Source organism: Occallatibacter sp., from assembly GCF_049802275.1.
Classification (GTDB): Bacteria; Acidobacteriota; Terriglobia; order Terriglobales; family Acidobacteriaceae; genus Telmatobacter.
The window spans coordinates 1-16,881 of sequence record NZ_JBARMD010000314.1; the positions used below are offsets into that span (position 1 = coordinate 1).

Below are 16,881 nucleotides of genomic sequence, written 5' to 3' on the forward strand. Positions count from 1 at the left end.
CAGCAGTTCCGGCATATTGACGTTCGGATCCACCTTGGTGATGTCGGCCACGGCGGCGTAATCGTCTGGCCCCTTGCGGTCTGCCTGCGCCCACCCCGCATCAATCAGCATGTACGCAAATCCCGACTTCGAAGCAAAGTCGATGTAATGCTTCATCGTCGCCGTGTTCATCCCCGGCTTCGTGCTCATACTCGGCGCAGCCTCGCCTGACCACCAATCCCACGCCGACTTTCCCGCCTTGATCCACGACGTGTCGGCAATCTTCGAAGGCGGGTTCAGGTTCAACACGATGTTCGATTCAACCAGCCGCCCCGGCTCGTCACCAATCATCAGCACACGCCACGGTGTTGTGACTGGAGCGTCGGCCTCTACCGCGATCCCGGGCTTATCAATGCGAGGCGAAAGCTCCGCGCGCAAGCCGAAACGCGCATCCGCCTTGCGCAGATACATGCCCGCATAGTTCTCGATATGCGCCTCCGTCACGGCCACCCAGCCCGACCCCGGAACATCCGCCAACAGTGGCAATGCGATAAGCCAGTCGTGGTGTATCCCGCTCACGTGACGCATCTGGTATTCATCTTCATACGAAGATTGAAAGCCATCCACAATCAGTGGATAGAGCGGCGCATCCTTCGCGAAAGTAAACTCCGTCAGCTCGCGTTCGATGCGAATGTCTTTCAGACTCTCCTGCGCGGGCACCATATACCGGAACGCAACACCATCGTCATACGCTCGAATCTCAATGGAGAGCTTCCTCCCGGACGCATCCTCAAAGTCCGCAAGAATTGATTGGTAGTGATCCCGCACCGTGCTCGCCTTGCCAACCGGAATGGCATACGTCTCATCGTGCTCCGTCGTCCGCACATTGACGCTGCGCATTCCCGCTCCCAGCGCCGGCTGCCCCTGCAGCTTCAGCCCCAGCACGCTGTCATCCACAAGCCGTTTGCCGCGAAATTCAACAGCATAGCGGATGTCGTTGCTGGCCGGTTCCGTCGTTCGTTTCGTCGACCCGTCGGAAAGCAAAAAGACAATTTGGCCACTGGGCGATTTCACTTGAGTCCCCGCTGCATCCAGATTCTGTGCCACCGCGACAATTCCGCTCAAAAATGCAAATAGAAGAGGGTATACCGATGTGCGTCGCATCTCGTGGGGATCATACCACTGCCTCACGAAGAGCCAACGACAGATTCCGGGGTGGGCCTCCGAGAGGTGATTCACGCCGGCTAAAGGAGATTCAAGCCCGCCGAGAATGCCTTGAAGTCTCCATCCCGGGTGATGAGGGCAGTATCGGCGTCAATGCAACATTGTGCGATCAAGGCGTCGCCCAGCCGAGCTTTCCTTTTCCGAGCGAGAACCTTTGCGCGAAGCTTTCCGGCTCGATGCCAGAATCCATCCTTCAACGCCACCAGTGGCAGTTCCAGGAGAGTTTGTGCCACAGAAGCTGAGAGTTCAGGGTCGCTTAGCAATTCTGTCAGTACCGGAGGCGGCATAACCACCTGATGGGATTGAAGCGCCCTGGCCAGCGCGAGAACATCGTCTCCCTGCTCTCCCTCAAAGAATGAAATCCATGTACTGGTGTCAGCGGCGATCATCGGTCTGCCTTCAACTCCTCAAGTCTTTTTGAGAATCGGACTTTCCCTTGAAGTTGAAGAAGACGCTCGTATGCTCTCCCTGCCGCAACAAGTTCAAGCCCAGTACGAATGGTTTGAGTGATCCCGGCACCACTTGCCTTTTGCGCCTTGCTCAGAAGCGCTGCGGGAACTTCCACGGTAATTTTTCGTGCTGCTGGCATTCCAGTTTTCCTTTACCATATTGTATACCAGCATTAAGTATGGGATGTGGTCTGCAGAAATAAGATCAAACAGGCATCCTATGCCCATATCGTTTTTCGCCATAAGTGAGGGCAGGTGACTGTCACATCGAGGAGGAATCGAGTCAGTTCGTGTAGATCCTCACGTAATCCACCTGCATCTCACTCGGAAAAACCGTCGTCGCATCCGGGTTGCCGGGCCAGTCGCCGCCGACCGCCAGATTGAGAATGATGAACTGCGGTCCCTGGTCGAACGGCCAGGTGCCCGGGAAGTTGGCCGGCGTGAAGGTGGCATACACATTCGCCGGATCGTCCACGTAGAACTGCACCTGTCCCTTGCTCCAGATCATGCCGTAGGTATGCCAGTCCGCAGCCGAGAATCCGGCGGGATGGTATTGCTGCGTTCCGTTCGCTTCGCTCACGCTGGTTCCTCCGTGCACCGACCCCGCAATCCAGTCATACCCCGGCGGCGTTCCGCCAACAGAAAGCGCAGGATTGCTGCCGTCAATGTGCTCCATCACGTCCAGTTCGCCGCACGACGGCCAGGCGACCTTCGTAATGTTGTTGCCCAATAGCCAAAATGCAGGCCACATTCCCTGGCTCTCCGGCAGCTTCATCCGAGCCTCGATACGGCCGTACATGAAGCTGAAGAGCCCCTGCGTTTTCATGCGGGCCGAAGTGTACGTCGTTCCCGAAGGATTCACGGCAACAATGTGGAGGATTCCCGATTCATCGATATAAGTATTCGACCCCGTGCATGGCGCCGTTGTGGAATCCGCCGCGCAGTAGGTCTCCAGTTCGTTGTTGCCGCAGCAGCGGAATCCGGTGTCGTACGTCCACGTCGTCGAACTCGGAAGCCAGTTCAAAAGGCCCGGCCTCGTAAACTCGTCGCTCCACACCAGCGTGCCCGACGCGATGTTCGGGCTGAAACTCTGCGAGGCCACCGTGCTGTTCGAATATCCCGAGGCGACCGCCACAGCCTTCACCGTCAGATTCGACGAAACGAGAAAAGGCGCATAGTAGGCCATGGACGTGGTCGTCGGCGTGGAGCCGTCGATTGTGTAGTAGATCGTTGCAGTGCCGGTGATATCGGCCAGCGTGACAATCGCTGCACCGTTCTGCACCGGCACGGACGAAATTGTGGGCGTCGCGGCCGGCGTTGCTGTCGTTCCGACACCACCTCCACTGCTGCTGCCGCCGCCCCCTCCACCACAACCGCAAATCAGCGCACTTGTCAAAACCAAAGCAGTAAACATATCAGCCCTCATCCCCACGTAGACTCTCCCCATCTGACGACGAAAAGGCATAACTTCTTCGCCGCCCAACATCAAAACATTCGCGTCTGACAGGGTCAATCATTTTCGCCCTGGCCGGATGTGACTCAGGGCACAACATCTAAGGAAAAAGCGCGATTCACACCTGTACATCCAGATCATCGCGTCGCTTCAAACAATCGCTTGTCTCATTCTTCAAGAAAGGCTCGCATGGGAACGATTGACGGCATGCCGCATCGTCGCGCAGACGGATCAGGCTTGTCACTACCCTCGCTCGTAGTTGAGATTCGGCGAAAGCCAACGCTCCACTTCGGCTACGCTCATGCCCTTGCGCTCCGCATAATCCGCCACTTGCTCGCGATCGATTTTGCCCAGCGAGAAATAGCGCGACTCAGGATGCGCAAAATAAAGCCCGCTCACGCTCGATCCCGGCCACATCGCATACGACTCGGTGATGCGAATGCCCGTCTTCGCCTCAACATCCAGCAACTGCCAGATAGTACCCTTCTCCGTGTGGTCTGGACACGCCGGATATCCCGGCGCTGGCCGGATGCCGCGATACTTCTCCTGAATCAATTCCGCGGGGTTAAGCTTTTCTTCGCGCCCGTAGCCCCACTCATCGCGTACCCGTTTATGCAAGCACTCGGCAAACGCCTCTGCAAGCCGGTCCGCAAGCGCCTCCGCCATGATCGCGTTGTAGTCGTCATGCTCAGCGCGGTATTTGTCGGTCAATTCCTTCAGCCCGATGCCGGTAGTCACCGCAAACGCCCCAATGTGATCACGCAACCCCATTGCCTTCGGCGCAATGAAATCGGCCAGTGACCGGCACGGCTCGCTGCCTTCCTTATTCGCCTGCTGACGTAGAAAATGAAAGCACTCCAGCTTCTTCGCGCGCGTCTCGTCTGTGAAGAGCTCGACATCATCGCATACCGCCGATGCCGGAAATAATCCGTAAACACCCCGCGCCGTCAGCAGCTTCTTTTCAATGATCCTGTCCAGCAGTGCATTGGCTTCCGTAAACAGCAGCCGCGCCTGTTCTCCCTGCTTCTCATCGTCCAGAATGCGCGGATAAACGCCCTTCAGTTCCCATGTATGGAAAAACGGCGTCCAGTCGATATACTCCCGTAGCGTAGCCAGCGGAAAATCCTCCAGCACACGCACCCCGGTGAATTCTGGAGTCGGAATATCTTCGGCGCGCCACTCGATAGGCGTGTGCCGCGCGCGGGCCGCCTCAAGCGAAATGGTCTTCTGCTTCGGCGTGCTGTGTGCCTTACGAACCGCCTCATACTCAGCGCGATGCTGCGCCACGAACTCCGGCTTTCCCTCGTCGCTCAACAGGCTAGTTGTCGCCGGAACAGCACGGCTCGCATCGATGATGTGCACAACCGGCTCGCTATAGTGCGGCGCAATCTTCACCGCCGTATGCGCCCGGCTCGTCGTCGCTCCACCAATCAGCAGCGGCACCTTGAATTGTTGGCGCTCCATCTCACGCGCCACGTGCACCATCTCATCGAGCGACGGAGTAATCAATCCGCTCAGCCCGATGATGTCGGCTTTCACTTCCTTCGCGCGTTCCAGGATCTTCTCCGCCGGAACCATCACGCCAAGGTCGATCACTTCGAAGTTGTTGCAAGCCAGCACCACGCCCACGATGTTCTTGCCGATATCGTGCACATCGCCTTTCACTGTTGCCAGCACAATCTTTCCCTGCGCCTTCACCACCTGGCCCGCTGCCTCCATGGCCGCTTTTTCGGCTTCCATGAAAGGAAAAAGGTAGGCGACCGCCTTCTTCATCACGCGCGCCGACTTCACCACCTGTGGCAAAAACATCTTTCCTGCACCAAACAAATCGCCAACCACGCTCATCCCCGCCATCAGCGGGCCTTCAATCACCAGCAGCGGCCGCCCAAGCTTTGCGCGCGCCTCCTCGGTATCAATCTCGATATAGTTGTCGATCCCCTTCACCAGCGCGTGAGTCAGACGCTCCTCAACGGTTCCATTGCGCCACTCTTCTGCCTTCTTCTCCGTAACAACCGCACCCTCGCCCTTCAGCGACTCGCCAAACTCCACCAGCCGTTCCGTAGCGTCGTGGCGCCGATTCAGCAGCACATCCTCAACCAGTTCCTTCAGCTTCGGTTCGATCTCCTCGTACACCTCCAGCATCCCCGCATTCACGATGCCCATGTCGAGTCCCGCCGCAATGGCGTGATACAAAAACGCCGAATGCATCGCCTCGCGCACCCGATTATTGCCCCGAAAACTAAATGAGATATTCGAGGCGCCGCCGCTCACCTTCGCATGGGGCAGGTTCGCCTTGATCCATCGCGTCGCATTGATAAAGTCGACCGCGTAGTTGTTGTGCTCCTCCATGCCGGTAGCGACCGTAAGGATGTTCGGATCGAAGATGATGTCCTCGGCCGGAAACCCGACCCTATCCACCAGAATCCGATATGCCCGTTCGCAAACACGAATCTTGTCTTCGAAACTCGCGGCCTGCCCTTGTTCATCAAACGCCATCACCACCGCTGCCGCGCCGTACTTCAGCACCGTGGCCGCATGCTCGCAGAACTTCGTTTCCCCTTCTTTCAGGGAGATCGAATTCACAATACCCTTGCCCTGCAGGCACTTCAGCCCCGCCTGAAGCACGGCCCAGTTCGAAGAGTCGATCATGAATGGGACCTTGGCGACCTCCGGCTCGCTCCCCAGCAGTTGCAGAAAGCGCGTCATCGCCGCGACGCCGTCGATCATCCCCTCGTCCATGCAGATGTCGAGAACGTTAGCGCCGTTCTCCACCTGCTGCCGCGCGACGCTTACGGCCTCTTCGTACTTGCCGTCCTTCACCAATCGCGCAAACCTCGGCGAACCGGCCACATTGGTCCGTTCGCCGATCATGATGAATACCCCGGCTTGCTGCGTAAACGGCTGCGATCCAGAGAGACGCAGTGGCTTCATCGACTAACCTCGGCTGTGCCTAGACTCTGATCCGAAAGATCTTTTGCATGAAATGCCCGCGGAGCCATGCCCTCCAGCGCCTTCGCAATCGCGGCAATATGTTCCGGCGTATTTCCGCAGCACCCGCCCGCGATATTGATCAACCCCGCCTTCGCAAATTCACTAAGGTAACGCGCCATGTCCTCCGGCCCAAGATCGAATCCTGTCGCCGAGAGCGGATTCGGCAACCCCGCATTCGGATAGCACGAAATCGCCACGTTCGCTTTCTCTGAAAGCTCCGACAAAAACGGATACATCAGGTCCGGCCCCAGCGAACAGTTCAATCCAACCGAGAGCGGCTTCACATGCTCCACCGCGTTCCAGAATGCCTCGGTAGTTTGCGCCGAAATCAACGTCTCCCCGCCGCGTCCCACCGCCGCCGAAATCATCACCGGCAACTCCACCTTATCTTCATCAAAGACTTCGCGAATCGCCACCAGCGCCGCCTTGGCATTCAACGAATCGAAGATCGTCTCCACCAGCAGGAAATCAACCCCGCCCGCAATCAGCGCTCGCACCTGCTCTGCATACGCCGTCTTCACCTGGTCGAACGTCACCGACCGGAAACCGGGATCATTCGCGTCCGGCGAATTCGAAAGCGACACCGTCAGCGGCCCGATCGATCCCGCGACAAACCGCTGCTTCCCCGTCTCCTTGCCAACCTTGTCAGCCCACTCCCGGCAAATCCTCGCCGAAACCTCGTTGATCTCCCACGCCAGGCTCTTCAAAAACTTGTCGTCAATGATCTTCTGATAGAACTCCGGATCCTTCCGCCCACCATGCTCCCGCGGATCATCGACAAAAAATTCGCTCTGCGAAATAGTCGTCGCGCCAAACGTGTTGGTCTCGATAATGTCCGCCCCAGCCTCGAGAAAGCGGCGATGAATATCGCCAATCATCTCCGGCTGCGTCAGCACAAACAGGTCGCCGTTGTTCTTCAGGTCCTTCTTGGCGTCCTTGAAGCGCTCTCCGCGGATGTCCGCCTCGGTCATGCCATAGGTGCGAATGGTCGTTCCCATCGCACCATCGATAATTGCGATGCGGCTCTTGAGAATCTCCACCAGGGGATGTACGGGTGTCGTTGTCATATCTCTTTGATGATTGTAAGAGGCTTACGTACCAGAACGTCGGTTCGAAGCAGGGAACTGGAACAATCGGGGATTGGATCGGGAGATTGAAGGCTTGAAACGTCTATAAAACCGAATCGTGCACCGGAAACGCCGAAGGTCCGGATCGAGGTGCAATCCGGACCTTCGGGCTGGACGCTTACTTACCCTGGCAGCAACCCATGGCGCAGCCGCTCCCGCCGCAACAGTCGCTGCACTTATCGGTGCAGCAGGAGTTGCAACAGTTGGCCTTTGCCGAGATCTGTGAGGTTTGGGCAAATGCGGCGACGGTGAGGACGGCCGCAACGGACAGAACTGCAAAAATACGCTTCACGGAAATCTCCTTGACGTTCAAACTGCGGTGAAGGCGTGGCACAGGGGCACGAATACCCGAGGCCGCTTCGGGAACCTTGACGTCAAGAGTTGTTTAGATTCGAAAAACTCGGAAAAGCTTGTAGAGTGGCGGCCCTGTCTCTGGAGCACTCCTCAACAATCGGCTGGCCCGGACAGCGGATGTTTGCACCACTTTTACCGCCGCTGGGACAGGCGTATCGACCATCGCCGCCTTGGGTTTTATGAGAACGGCGACTGCAGCAGCGGTCCGTGGATTCGAGAGTTCGCAACACCCCGATGAGCAGCCCACCATTGAGGACTGCGCCATCGGACAATCCGGCGCCGCATCTGCCATCGGACAGCCCGCCGTGCAAGGAGCAGGTACCGCAGATGCACAAGGCGGTGCCCCCAGAAGAGGCTGAACGGCCATCAATCCGATGACGGCAAAGGCCACGAATTGAAGGACCCTTTTCATCTGCTTTTCTTCAACGTAAATCCACGTTTTACTGGTAGTCTGTGCGTCAAAACACATCATGAGTCGACGCGTTTCGAGAGCACAATAGTCGAAAAGTAGCCCTTACTTCGCCGCCGCGATCGCACTCACCGGCAGCAGCATGTCTTCCTTGCGCATCACCAGGTTTGTCGCATTCAGGCTGGCAAGTTCAAACCCATGGCCGTGTGTAATGGCGTCCGTCGGGCAGGCTTCCACGCAGTACCCGCAAAAAATGCAGCGGTTGTAGTCGATGTTGTAGACCTTCGCGTACCGCTCCGACGACGAGATCCGAGTCTCCTCGGTATTCTCCGCCGCCTCGATAAAGATGCAATTGGCAGGGCAGGCTGCCGCGCAAAGGAAGCAGGCCACGCACTTCTCAAGGCCGTTCTCATCCCGCTGCAGCACGTGGCCGCCCCGGAATCGCTGCTCAAACTTAGCGCCCCGCATGGGTCCTTTGCCATCGGGGTAGTTCTCAACCTGCGTAGGTTGAAGCATCTCCCCAAAGGTGATGCTCATGCCCTTGGCGATCGCTGCGATATTGCGCACAACCGACATGCCCTCAGTATACGATGTATGCCTGGAGGCCACCACCCATGCGGCATTGTGCCATCACATTCACCTTGTCACTGGCGTTTATGCCCGCGGCACTCTGCCAGCTCCCCGATAACCCCAATATGGGACCGGGCGGGATTCTGCTGCGCCCCCCCGGTCCCATGGACACGACAAGAACCCGCCAGCAAGCCGATCAAAATCGCGACGAAATGGTTGCACCCCTGAAAATCACCTACGGCAAGAAGTCGGCAGAGTGGACCGCGCCCAAGCTTGCCGAGCTTCCCCACGAAACAATCCAAGTGACCGACGAGCGCACTCATGCGCAGGAGACCTACTCCGGCGTACCTCTGATCGCTTTGTTGGTCGAGCTGGGAGTGCCACAAAAACTCAAAGGCAGAGATTTTCGCCTTTACGTTGTCGCTGAAGGTCGCGACGGCAATAAGGTCGTATATTCCCTGGGTGAAATCTCACCTGAAGTGCACGAAGGCTCCGTGCTGCTTGCCGACAGCGTCGACGGAAAGCCTCTTTCCGACAATGGACCCATCGAGCTCATCAGTTCAGGAGAACGACGCCCGGCACGCTGGGTCCGCAACGTCACTTCCATCAAAGTCCAGGCTGCCGATTGATTTTCTAGTGTCGGGATCCAGGCGGCCGCGATTGCCCCTGGTTATTCGCCGGCGGCGTCGTCACCGGCTTGCGCTCGTAGCGCGGCTTCTGGCTCGTCTGACAGAGGGATGAATCCTGCCCCCGGCTCAGCCCCGGCACCGCGTCCTGTGCCCGGCACAGCCGGTCTTTCATAATCGCCGCATCCCGCCCGGTCAGCAGCTGTGTCCGCTCCAAGTCGCTTTGCTGATCCAGGTCGTACCGATAAACACTCTCTTCGGCCGGTTTCCGGCTGCCGTAGTCCAGACGGTTCCAGGTGGCAAGAGTTTCCACGCCGTTGCCATCCGCCAACACTGCGAACACCTGCGTCTGCGTCACTCCCAGGGCCGCATTCGGCGCCCAAACCGGTGCGGCCTTCCCATTCACCAGCCACCGCCCCGCCCATGTACGCGTCCGCAGGTCATAGTGGAATGCCGTGAAATACGTAGTCGCCTGGCAGTCGTTGCAGTCGTCGTACAGGGCGGCCAGTTCTCGGCCCTGGCCCACATTCAGCAGCACCCAGTCCATGAGCCGCAGATTCGCGCAATCCACAATGCGCGTCAGCTTGCGATCGCTCAGCGAGACGCTCCAGATCGTGAATGTATCCCGATTCGTCGCAGACTGCGGAGTGGCGCGAAGCGTCGTAATCACCAGCGCGGCATCATACTGCACGCCAATCTCGCGAATCGCGGTCCATTTCTGGTTATCCAGCGCGCGCGTTACCCACACCACTACGTCTTGATCGCTCTGCGCGTGAAAATCAATCCACCGAAATGTATCGGGAGCCTGCGCGGTACAGTGTGAAGTCACTGCGGCCATCGCCAAGGCGATCAAGCCTGCAACAGCCCAACGGGGAATACCGAGCATGAGTTTAGGCTATCAAACGCGATTACCCTGGGCAGGTTTCGCTCCTAACGACCGCATCAGTCCTTTTGTCTCGCGGGCGACTTCTCGGCCACTTCAATGGTTCCCTCGCATTGGTCAACTCCGACTGCGAGCTTGATATGTATCGATCGGTTCCAGTGGCCAGTTTGATGACCAAGTATCACCAAATACCGAGCGTGGTGAAAGCCCCCGGCCGAAGCATCGATTTCGTACTTGCCATCAGGCAGCGATCTAAAGTTGAACTCACCAGCTTCATCTGTAGTAGTTGCTTCGATGAATTTCTCTCCCCTCAAGAGAGTAACGACCACCTCGGCAATCGGCTCATTCGAGGTATCAAGCACGGTGCCGTGCAACTGTCTCACTCTTGGGGGCCTATATACGCACACATTCGCCCAGCCGAGGTTCGGAACAGCGACGCAAGACATCAGGCTCGCCAATACAACCGCAAACCTAATCGAAACGCATCGGTTCTGCGTCATCATGATTTGCCTTCACAGCCCCAGCTTCTCCCACATCGCGTCCACCTTGGCCTTCGTTGCCCTATCCATCTCGATCATCGCCGGCCAAGGCCGCTCGAATCCCTCGGCCTTCCATTTTCGCGTCGCATCAATTCCCATCTTCGATCCGTAGTTCGGCATGCGCGACGAGTGATCCAGCGAATCCACCGGTCCCAGCGTGAACTGAATATCCCGCTCCGGATCGATGTTGTTTGTCACGCGCAGCACCACCTCGCCAATGTCCTGCACATCGCAGTCCTCGTCCACCACCACAATGCACTTGGTAAACATCGCCTGCCCCAGCGACCAGATCGCATTCATCACCTTGCGCGCCTGCCCCGGGTAGCTCTTCTTGATCGACACCAGCATCAGGTTGTGAAACACCCCCTCAACCGGCAAATTGATGTCCACAATCTCAGGAATCGTCAGCTTCATCGCCGGCAGAAATATCCGCTCGACTGCCTTGCCCATCCACGCATCTTCCATCGGCGGCTTGCCCACAATCGTCGCAGCGTATATCGGATTCTTGCGATGCGTAATGCACGTTACGTGAAACACCGGATACTCATCCGTCATCGTGTAGAAGCCCGTATGATCGCCGAACGGCCCTTCACTCCGCAACTCGCCTAGCTCGACATAGCCCTCCAGCACAATCTCCGCATTCGCCGGCACTTCGAGATCCACTGTCTCGCACTTCACAATCTCCACGGGCTTGCCGCGCAGGAAACCCGCGATCATAAATTCCTCAACCTCCGGCGGGGCAGGCACAATCGCCGCAAACGTCGTCGCCGGATCGGTCCCGATCGCCACTGCAACCTCCAGTCGCGATCCCTTCAGATTCCCCATCGCCACCTGCGGCAACCCACCAATCGGCCCATCCGGAATCATCACTGCCCCACCCGCCGACTCCGCCATCGCTGCCACACTCGCCGTCCGCGGATTCCCAGTCGCCGCAGCCTGCGCAGAAGCCCTCAAAGCATTTCGAAAGTGCTCCGCCGCCACCTTTTGCCGCTGCCAATGCATCCCCGTCGTCTGCCCGTCGTAGACCTGCATGCGATACATGCCGATGTTGCGCTTCCCTGTCCGTGGATCCTTCGTATGCACGCAAGGCAGCGTGATAAACCGGCCTCCGTCATACGGCCAGCACTTCAAAATCGGAAACGCATTCAAATCAAAGTTGTTGCGCAGAATTACTTCCTTGCACGGCGCATCCTTCGCCTGGACCGTCTTCGGAAACACATTCCCCAACTCCGCCAGTTGCGGCAGCATCTTCAGCTTGTCGAGGAATCCGCCCCCCGGAGCCTTCACATTCATCAGCCCGCGAATACGCTCGGCAATCTGATCCAGCCGCTCTACGCCCAGCGCCATCGCCATCCGCCGCTCGCTGCCAAACTGGTTCATCAACACTGCGTGGCCCGGAAACCCCCTCACGTTCTCAAACAGCAGCGCCGGCCCACCTGGAGCATATTTCTCCTTCGTTCCCGCCGGGTGCCCCATCCTAAGCGCGTTTTTTGCGCTTAGGGTGGGAGAAGACGATCGTGACCCTACCTTGCTAACGCGGTCTGTGATCTCCGTGATCTCCAGGTCCGCCGACACTTCCTCCCGAATCCGTTTGAGTTCGCCGCTCTTCTCTAGAGTGCTTATCCAGTCGCGCAAATCGTTGTATGCCAACGCAGTCTCTCCCAAACCGGTTTCTTCGAAAGGCACGACTTTCGTCCTGCCGCGGTGCCCCAAAACGCCGGGATTAAGCCCCTGAGGGAAGCCCGGATGTCGAGCTCTCACATATCAAAGTCAGGCTTCCAAACCATACTAAGCCTTTAGCATCGCATGACTTTAGTTTTGCCAGATTCACGCGTCAAACCACCACTCCGCGGTTCCGGCATCTAAGCACCCAGGAAAGCGCCAAATCCCATAAAGGACCTCGCCCATGTCAAATGCTCCGCGCGTTCCCTGCCATCCCTACTTCAAACTTCGCCGTCTCACCCCCCACATCCAGATCGGCCCTCTCGCCCCCGCTCCCTGGAACGTCCCCAACCTCTGCGCCGCCTATAAATGGCCCACCGGCCTTGCTGGCGGCGGCATCATCGCCATCGTCGAGCTCGGCGGCGGATGGGTCCAGTCCGACATGGACCAGTACTTCAAATCCATCAACCAGCCCGTTCCGCAAATCACCGACGTCTCCGTCGACGGCACCAAGAACAGCCCCAACCAGAGCACCGGCTCCAACAGCGATCCCGACTACGAAGTGGCTCTCGACATCCAGGTCTCGGCTGCCGCTTACTACGCCGCCACCGGCAAGGCCGCCACCATCCGCATGTACTGGTCGCAGGACATCGCCTCAGCCGTCCAGAAAGCCGCCAACGACGGATGCGATGTCTGTTCCATCTCCTGGGGCGCAGATGAATCTACGTGGGGCACCGAGGCGGCAGACGAAATGGAATCCGCCGCCACCACCGCCACCGCCCTCGGCATGGTCGTCTTCGCGGCCTCCGGCGACAACAACTCAAGCGATGGCGGCTCAACACCCGCGAATGTCGATGCCCCATCGTCCTGCCCGCATGTCGTGGGCTGCGGAGGCACCTACAAAACTTCCACCGTCGAAACCGTCTGGAACGACAGCCCCGGCCAGACCAATGGCGAAGGCACTGGCGGTGGATACTCCACCATCTTTCCCACGCAGAGCTTTCAGATCGGCGTTCCCAAGCCGCCCACCAACTCGCCCTACGGAAAGGGCCGCATGGTTCCCGACGTCTCCGCCGATGCCGATCCCAACACGGGCTACGACGTCTTCGTTCACGGATCAACCACCGTCGTCGGCGGTACCAGCGCCGTCGCTCCCCTGTACGCAGGCCTCTTCGCCGCCTTCGGAAAAAAGCTCGGCTTCGTAACGCCGTCGCTCTACCAGAACCAGCCCGACTTCAACGACATCACCAGCGGCGGCAACGGCTACTACAACGCCGCCGTCGGCCCCGATCCCTGCACCGGCCTCGGCTCTCCCATCGGCAACAAGCTCGCCGCCTTGTTTACCCCAGCCTCGGGTCACAACCCCAACGCACAGATCCAGACGTAGTGTCGGCAATCAGAACGATCCAGGGTGGAAGCCCCGAACAGAGTGATGGAGAGTCGAAGGACCTACCGTTGCTCTCGCTTGTCCTAGCACGAAATCGGGCCCCATGTCTCGATTTTGAGACGTGGGAAAGCACAACTCTCAATCGTTCTGAGTCAGGTCACGACTTCAGCGCGTCGACCCCAAACGCAAATCAGCCCCGAAGGCTTCCACCCTCGGGGCTGATCTCGACCAATAGATAAGGAGAAGTAAACGCTGCTTGTCGGCGTCCCATTCAGCCTGTGATCCGGAACCTTGCCGGATCCTCGCGCCTGCCCACCGATGCAACATCGGAAAGGTCCTGCCCGATTCGCTCCTCGCCACAAAAGGCCGAGAAGTTTGGTGCACGAAGTATATCCAGAACCATGCAAATGCCACTACTTACCAAAGTCACCGGAATCCAGTTCGTAACGCCCCGCGTCAGCGTCCCGCTTGCACTACCTGCACCAGCGGGTTCACCGGCGGAATCTCATCCAGCGGAAACCCCAACCGCTTCCACTCGTCATACCCACCTCGTAATGGCCGCACCCGCTCGATCCCCAGCTTATGCAGGGTCATTGCGGTCTTCGCTGCCGTGGCTTCGCTGGGACACGTGCAGAACAGCACTACATCCCGATCGCGCGGAATCTCACCGTGCCGCGCCGCCAGCGCATCGGGGGAAAAGTGCATCGCGCTCGGCAAGGTAAATGGCTCGGCCATCAGTTCCAAGGGGTGACGCAGGTCCACAATGTACACCTGTTCGCCGGCATCAAGCTGCGCCTTCAGTTCTTCCGGCTCCAGTCGCGAGGCAACCAGCTTTTTCAGCACCATGCGCCGCCGATAGACCCGCACAATAAAGAACCCCAGTATCGCCAGCACCAGCAGAGCGCCCGAAAAGCGCCCCACCCAATTCAACAGGCTCGGATTGCGCTTCAACGCGTCGGCAAAAAGTCTGCCGCCGCTCAACAGGGCAAGCAGCCATAGGGTTGCGCCAATTCCATCGAAAAACAGGAACCGTCCCAGGCTCATCCCGTTCTCGCCCGCCACCGGGGCCGCCAGAGTGGCCAGTCCAGGCACAAACTTCGCGAACATCAGCATCACGCCGCGCCGACGGCCAAACGAATCCTGCGTGCGCCGAACGCAAATCGTCGGCTCCATGGAAAGCTTGCAAAGGATGCGCAGCACATGGTGCCCATAGCGCCGCCCGATCAGGAACCAGCTCGTGTCCGCCGTCATGCACGCCAAAAAACCAACCAGAAACGCCGCGCCAAAGCTGATCTGGTGTGCAGCTGACAGCCCGCCCGCCGCCAGCAGCACCGGAGTTGCCGGTAGTGGAATCCCGAACTGCTCCACCAGGACCCAACCGAACAGCAATATGTAACCGTACGCGAGAAGAATGTGTGTGGGAAGAGCCATCGGGGAGTCCAGTTTTCCTGAAGGTTAGGGTCAAAATCGGGCTGCGAAGGGCAATCCCGCTGACCTCACCTTATCGGATGATTATGAACTGAATTCGTTTCAAATTCATTGTCGTTCGCATCCCGTGCTCATCGCGGATTCCGTCCTGGCGATCGAATTGTGAGGGGAATAAGGGGTAGAGCGGCTCCCCAGAGCATTGCTCGCCAAGCTGCCCCCAAACTATCGCTTCTTCAGCACGACCAGATCTTGCAGATTATCGATGATGCCAGGAATCCATTGTCTGAATTCAAAACTATCGTTGTTCCAATGTTGCCGAACATATCTCTCTGAGTAATAAGTGCGCCCGTAGTCCTCGTCGATCCCGATGAGGTTGCTCCCGACATTCCAGAACTGCTCTACGGCTTTCATGTATTCCGGCTTCGGTTTTCCTTCAAAGTACCCCTTATAAAAAAAGCCCTCTTCTTCAAGCGCTCTGACTTCATCGGAGTATTGCTTGCCCGATGAGGGTTTTGAGAGTAGCGCCTGCGCGTACTCGCCTAAAATGGTCAAGCAGCAAACGCCGCCGGGCCGTGTAATCCTTGCCAGCTCCTTCAGCCACAATGCCTGGTCTCGGATATTTATATGAGAGAAGATTGAAACCGAATAGATCAGGTCGAACTTGAGATCCGGATACTTGAGAGGTGGCAAAAACTCGCTCGTATAAGAATCAACGTTCGGATAAGCGCTCTGCATAAATTCAATGGAACGATTGTTGACGTCGCAAGCATGAAGTTTCAGGTTGGGGAAATTTCTCTTGAAATGCAGAAGCTGACGCCCTACACCACATCCGAAATCGAGTACGTCGGCGGACGCCCGCAAATTCAAACCCTCGATATAGGCCGCAGTCATGATTGGCAATGAGGTGGTCAGGCCCGATTCATAGTAATGTCGGATCGTATTGGAAGAGGTGCCGCGCATCCTCGAATTCGGCGGCACCGGGAAATCTACGATACCCATCGTGCGAAGCAGGGTAACTTTCATCGATTGATACTTGTCTAAAGAAGCCTTCGCTAATGTTTTTAACAATAATTTCAGAGCCCGGGGATCCGAGAAAATTACGCTAAATTTTCCGCTCATGAATCGAACCTACAGTAGTCAGGAAGGCCTTTGCAACAGTTGCTGTTCCTACCACCTACATCCAATCGCGAGTGCGCCAGTGAGACCTGACGTGGACAACCGGCATTCTCACTGAAGGATGAATTGGGAAGAGATTCGCAAAGAGAAAAGCCGCCCGAAGGCGGCCTTTGCCGTAGAGGACGCTGGCGACTACCGTGTGCTCGTTGTGCTTGTCACTTGCAGTGCGGCGTGAGCCTGCGTGCCCTTCTCGGCGAAATAGTTTCGATCCCAAAGATTTTTGTAGAACTCGCCGGTCAACTCGGCAGCGCGCGGACCGAATGTCGGCCGGCCGCCTTCAAGGAAGAACACCGTTACAAGGCTGCCCTGCGGCGTATCAGAGTACGAAACAAACCACCCGAAGCGCGTCCCTTTATCGGAACAGGTTCCTGTCTTGCCGAAGACCGGTAGTTCCTGGAAATTGGCGCGCAGGCGGCGTGCGGTCCCATACTGCACGGCGCCCGCCATGCCGTCCTGCATATCCGGTACGTAGCGAGCGATATCCTGGGTCCGCTTCACCTTCGGGCTGAACGCCATAACCTCTTCAGTCGAAGTGGGGTGCTGCAGATAATAGAGAGTTCCGCCATTGGCCATGGCCGCGACAAATGCGCCAAGTTGCAGCGGCGTCATTGAAACGCCCTGTCC

The 16,881-nt window shown here is 57.8% G+C and carries 14 protein-coding genes; 2 read left to right on the forward strand and 12 right to left on the reverse strand.

Annotated features, from left to right (window positions below; genetic code table 11):
* From WA354_RS10890 to nuoI, 6 genes are all read right to left on the reverse strand, one after another.
* A partial coding sequence (locus WA354_RS10890; RefSeq protein ID WP_472813035.1) for a glycoside hydrolase family 97 N-terminal domain-containing protein occupies positions 1 to 1,086 on the reverse strand: 1,086 nt, incomplete at its 3' end.
* A gap of 137 nt (positions 1,087 to 1,223) precedes the next feature.
* Positions 1,224 to 1,592, reverse strand: a complete 369-nt coding sequence (locus tag WA354_RS10895) for a PIN domain-containing protein (RefSeq protein ID WP_472813036.1) — start codon at positions 1,590 to 1,592, stop codon at positions 1,224 to 1,226.
* Between the two features lie 343 nt (positions 1,593 to 1,935).
* Entirely contained in the window at positions 1,936 to 3,117 is a 1,182-nt protein-coding gene (locus WA354_RS10900) for a family 16 glycosylhydrolase (RefSeq protein ID WP_472813037.1), read from the reverse strand.
* A 231-nt stretch (positions 3,118 to 3,348) separates the two neighbouring features.
* Complete coding sequence (gene metH / locus WA354_RS10905) at positions 3,349 to 6,036, reverse strand: methionine synthase (protein WP_472813038.1); 2,688 nt, start codon at positions 6,034 to 6,036, stop codon at positions 3,349 to 3,351.
* On the reverse strand, positions 6,033 to 7,163 hold the full coding sequence (locus tag WA354_RS10910) for a homocysteine S-methyltransferase family protein (RefSeq protein WP_472813039.1): 1,131 nt from the start codon (positions 7,161 to 7,163) through the stop codon (positions 6,033 to 6,035). Before WA354_RS10910 ends, metH begins: the two co-directional genes overlap by 4 nt.
* Positions 7,164 to 8,091: 928 nt before the next feature.
* Positions 8,092 to 8,595: an NADH-quinone oxidoreductase subunit NuoI gene (gene nuoI, locus WA354_RS10915; protein ID WP_472813040.1), complete on the reverse strand. Its 504-nt coding sequence runs from the start codon at positions 8,593 to 8,595 to the stop codon at positions 8,092 to 8,094.
* Between the two features lie 5 nt (positions 8,596 to 8,600).
* On the opposite strand from nuoI, the gene WA354_RS10920 reads away from it, so the two are divergent.
* Positions 8,601 to 9,185, forward strand: a complete 585-nt coding sequence (locus WA354_RS10920) for a hypothetical protein (RefSeq protein WP_472813041.1) — start codon at positions 8,601 to 8,603, stop codon at positions 9,183 to 9,185.
* Between the two features lie 4 nt (positions 9,186 to 9,189).
* On the opposite strand, the gene WA354_RS10925 is transcribed toward WA354_RS10920, so the two are convergent.
* The 3 genes from WA354_RS10925 to WA354_RS10935 all read right to left on the reverse strand — a co-directional run bounded on the left by WA354_RS10925 (position 9,190) and on the right by WA354_RS10935 (position 12,254).
* Positions 9,190 to 10,011: a hypothetical protein gene (locus WA354_RS10925; protein WP_472813042.1), complete on the reverse strand. Its 822-nt coding sequence runs from the start codon at positions 10,009 to 10,011 to the stop codon at positions 9,190 to 9,192.
* A gap of 113 nt (positions 10,012 to 10,124) precedes the next feature.
* Entirely contained in the window at positions 10,125 to 10,439 is a 315-nt protein-coding gene (locus WA354_RS10930; protein ID WP_472813043.1) for a carboxypeptidase-like regulatory domain-containing protein, read from the reverse strand.
* Positions 10,440 to 10,577: 138 nt separating this feature from the next.
* Positions 10,578 to 12,254, reverse strand: a complete 1,677-nt coding sequence (locus tag WA354_RS10935) for a UbiD family decarboxylase (RefSeq protein ID WP_472813048.1) — start codon at positions 12,252 to 12,254, stop codon at positions 10,578 to 10,580.
* 256 nt (positions 12,255 to 12,510) lie between these two features.
* Here WA354_RS10935 and WA354_RS10940 point away from each other — a divergent pair, with 256 nt between their 5' ends.
* Positions 12,511 to 13,653 carry a S53 family peptidase gene (locus WA354_RS10940; protein ID WP_472813044.1) on the forward strand — a complete coding sequence of 381 codons (1,143 nt, stop codon included), beginning with the start codon at positions 12,511 to 12,513 and terminating at the stop codon, positions 13,651 to 13,653.
* 456 nt (positions 13,654 to 14,109) lie between these two features.
* On the opposite strand, the gene WA354_RS10945 is transcribed toward WA354_RS10940, so the two are convergent.
* The 3 genes from WA354_RS10945 to WA354_RS10955 form a co-directional block, all read right to left on the reverse strand.
* The gene (locus WA354_RS10945) at positions 14,110 to 15,084 is read right to left on the reverse strand and encodes a VTT domain-containing protein (RefSeq protein WP_472813045.1); all 975 of its coding nucleotides are present in this window, start codon (positions 15,082 to 15,084) and stop codon (positions 14,110 to 14,112) included.
* A gap of 219 nt (positions 15,085 to 15,303) precedes the next feature.
* Complete coding sequence (locus tag WA354_RS10950) at positions 15,304 to 16,200, reverse strand: class I SAM-dependent methyltransferase (RefSeq protein WP_472813046.1); 897 nt, start codon at positions 16,198 to 16,200, stop codon at positions 15,304 to 15,306.
* A gap of 189 nt (positions 16,201 to 16,389) precedes the next feature.
* Positions 16,390 to 16,881, reverse strand: a 492-nt coding sequence (locus WA354_RS10955; RefSeq protein WP_472813047.1) for a penicillin-binding transpeptidase domain-containing protein, incomplete at its 5' end; no start/stop codon positions are given.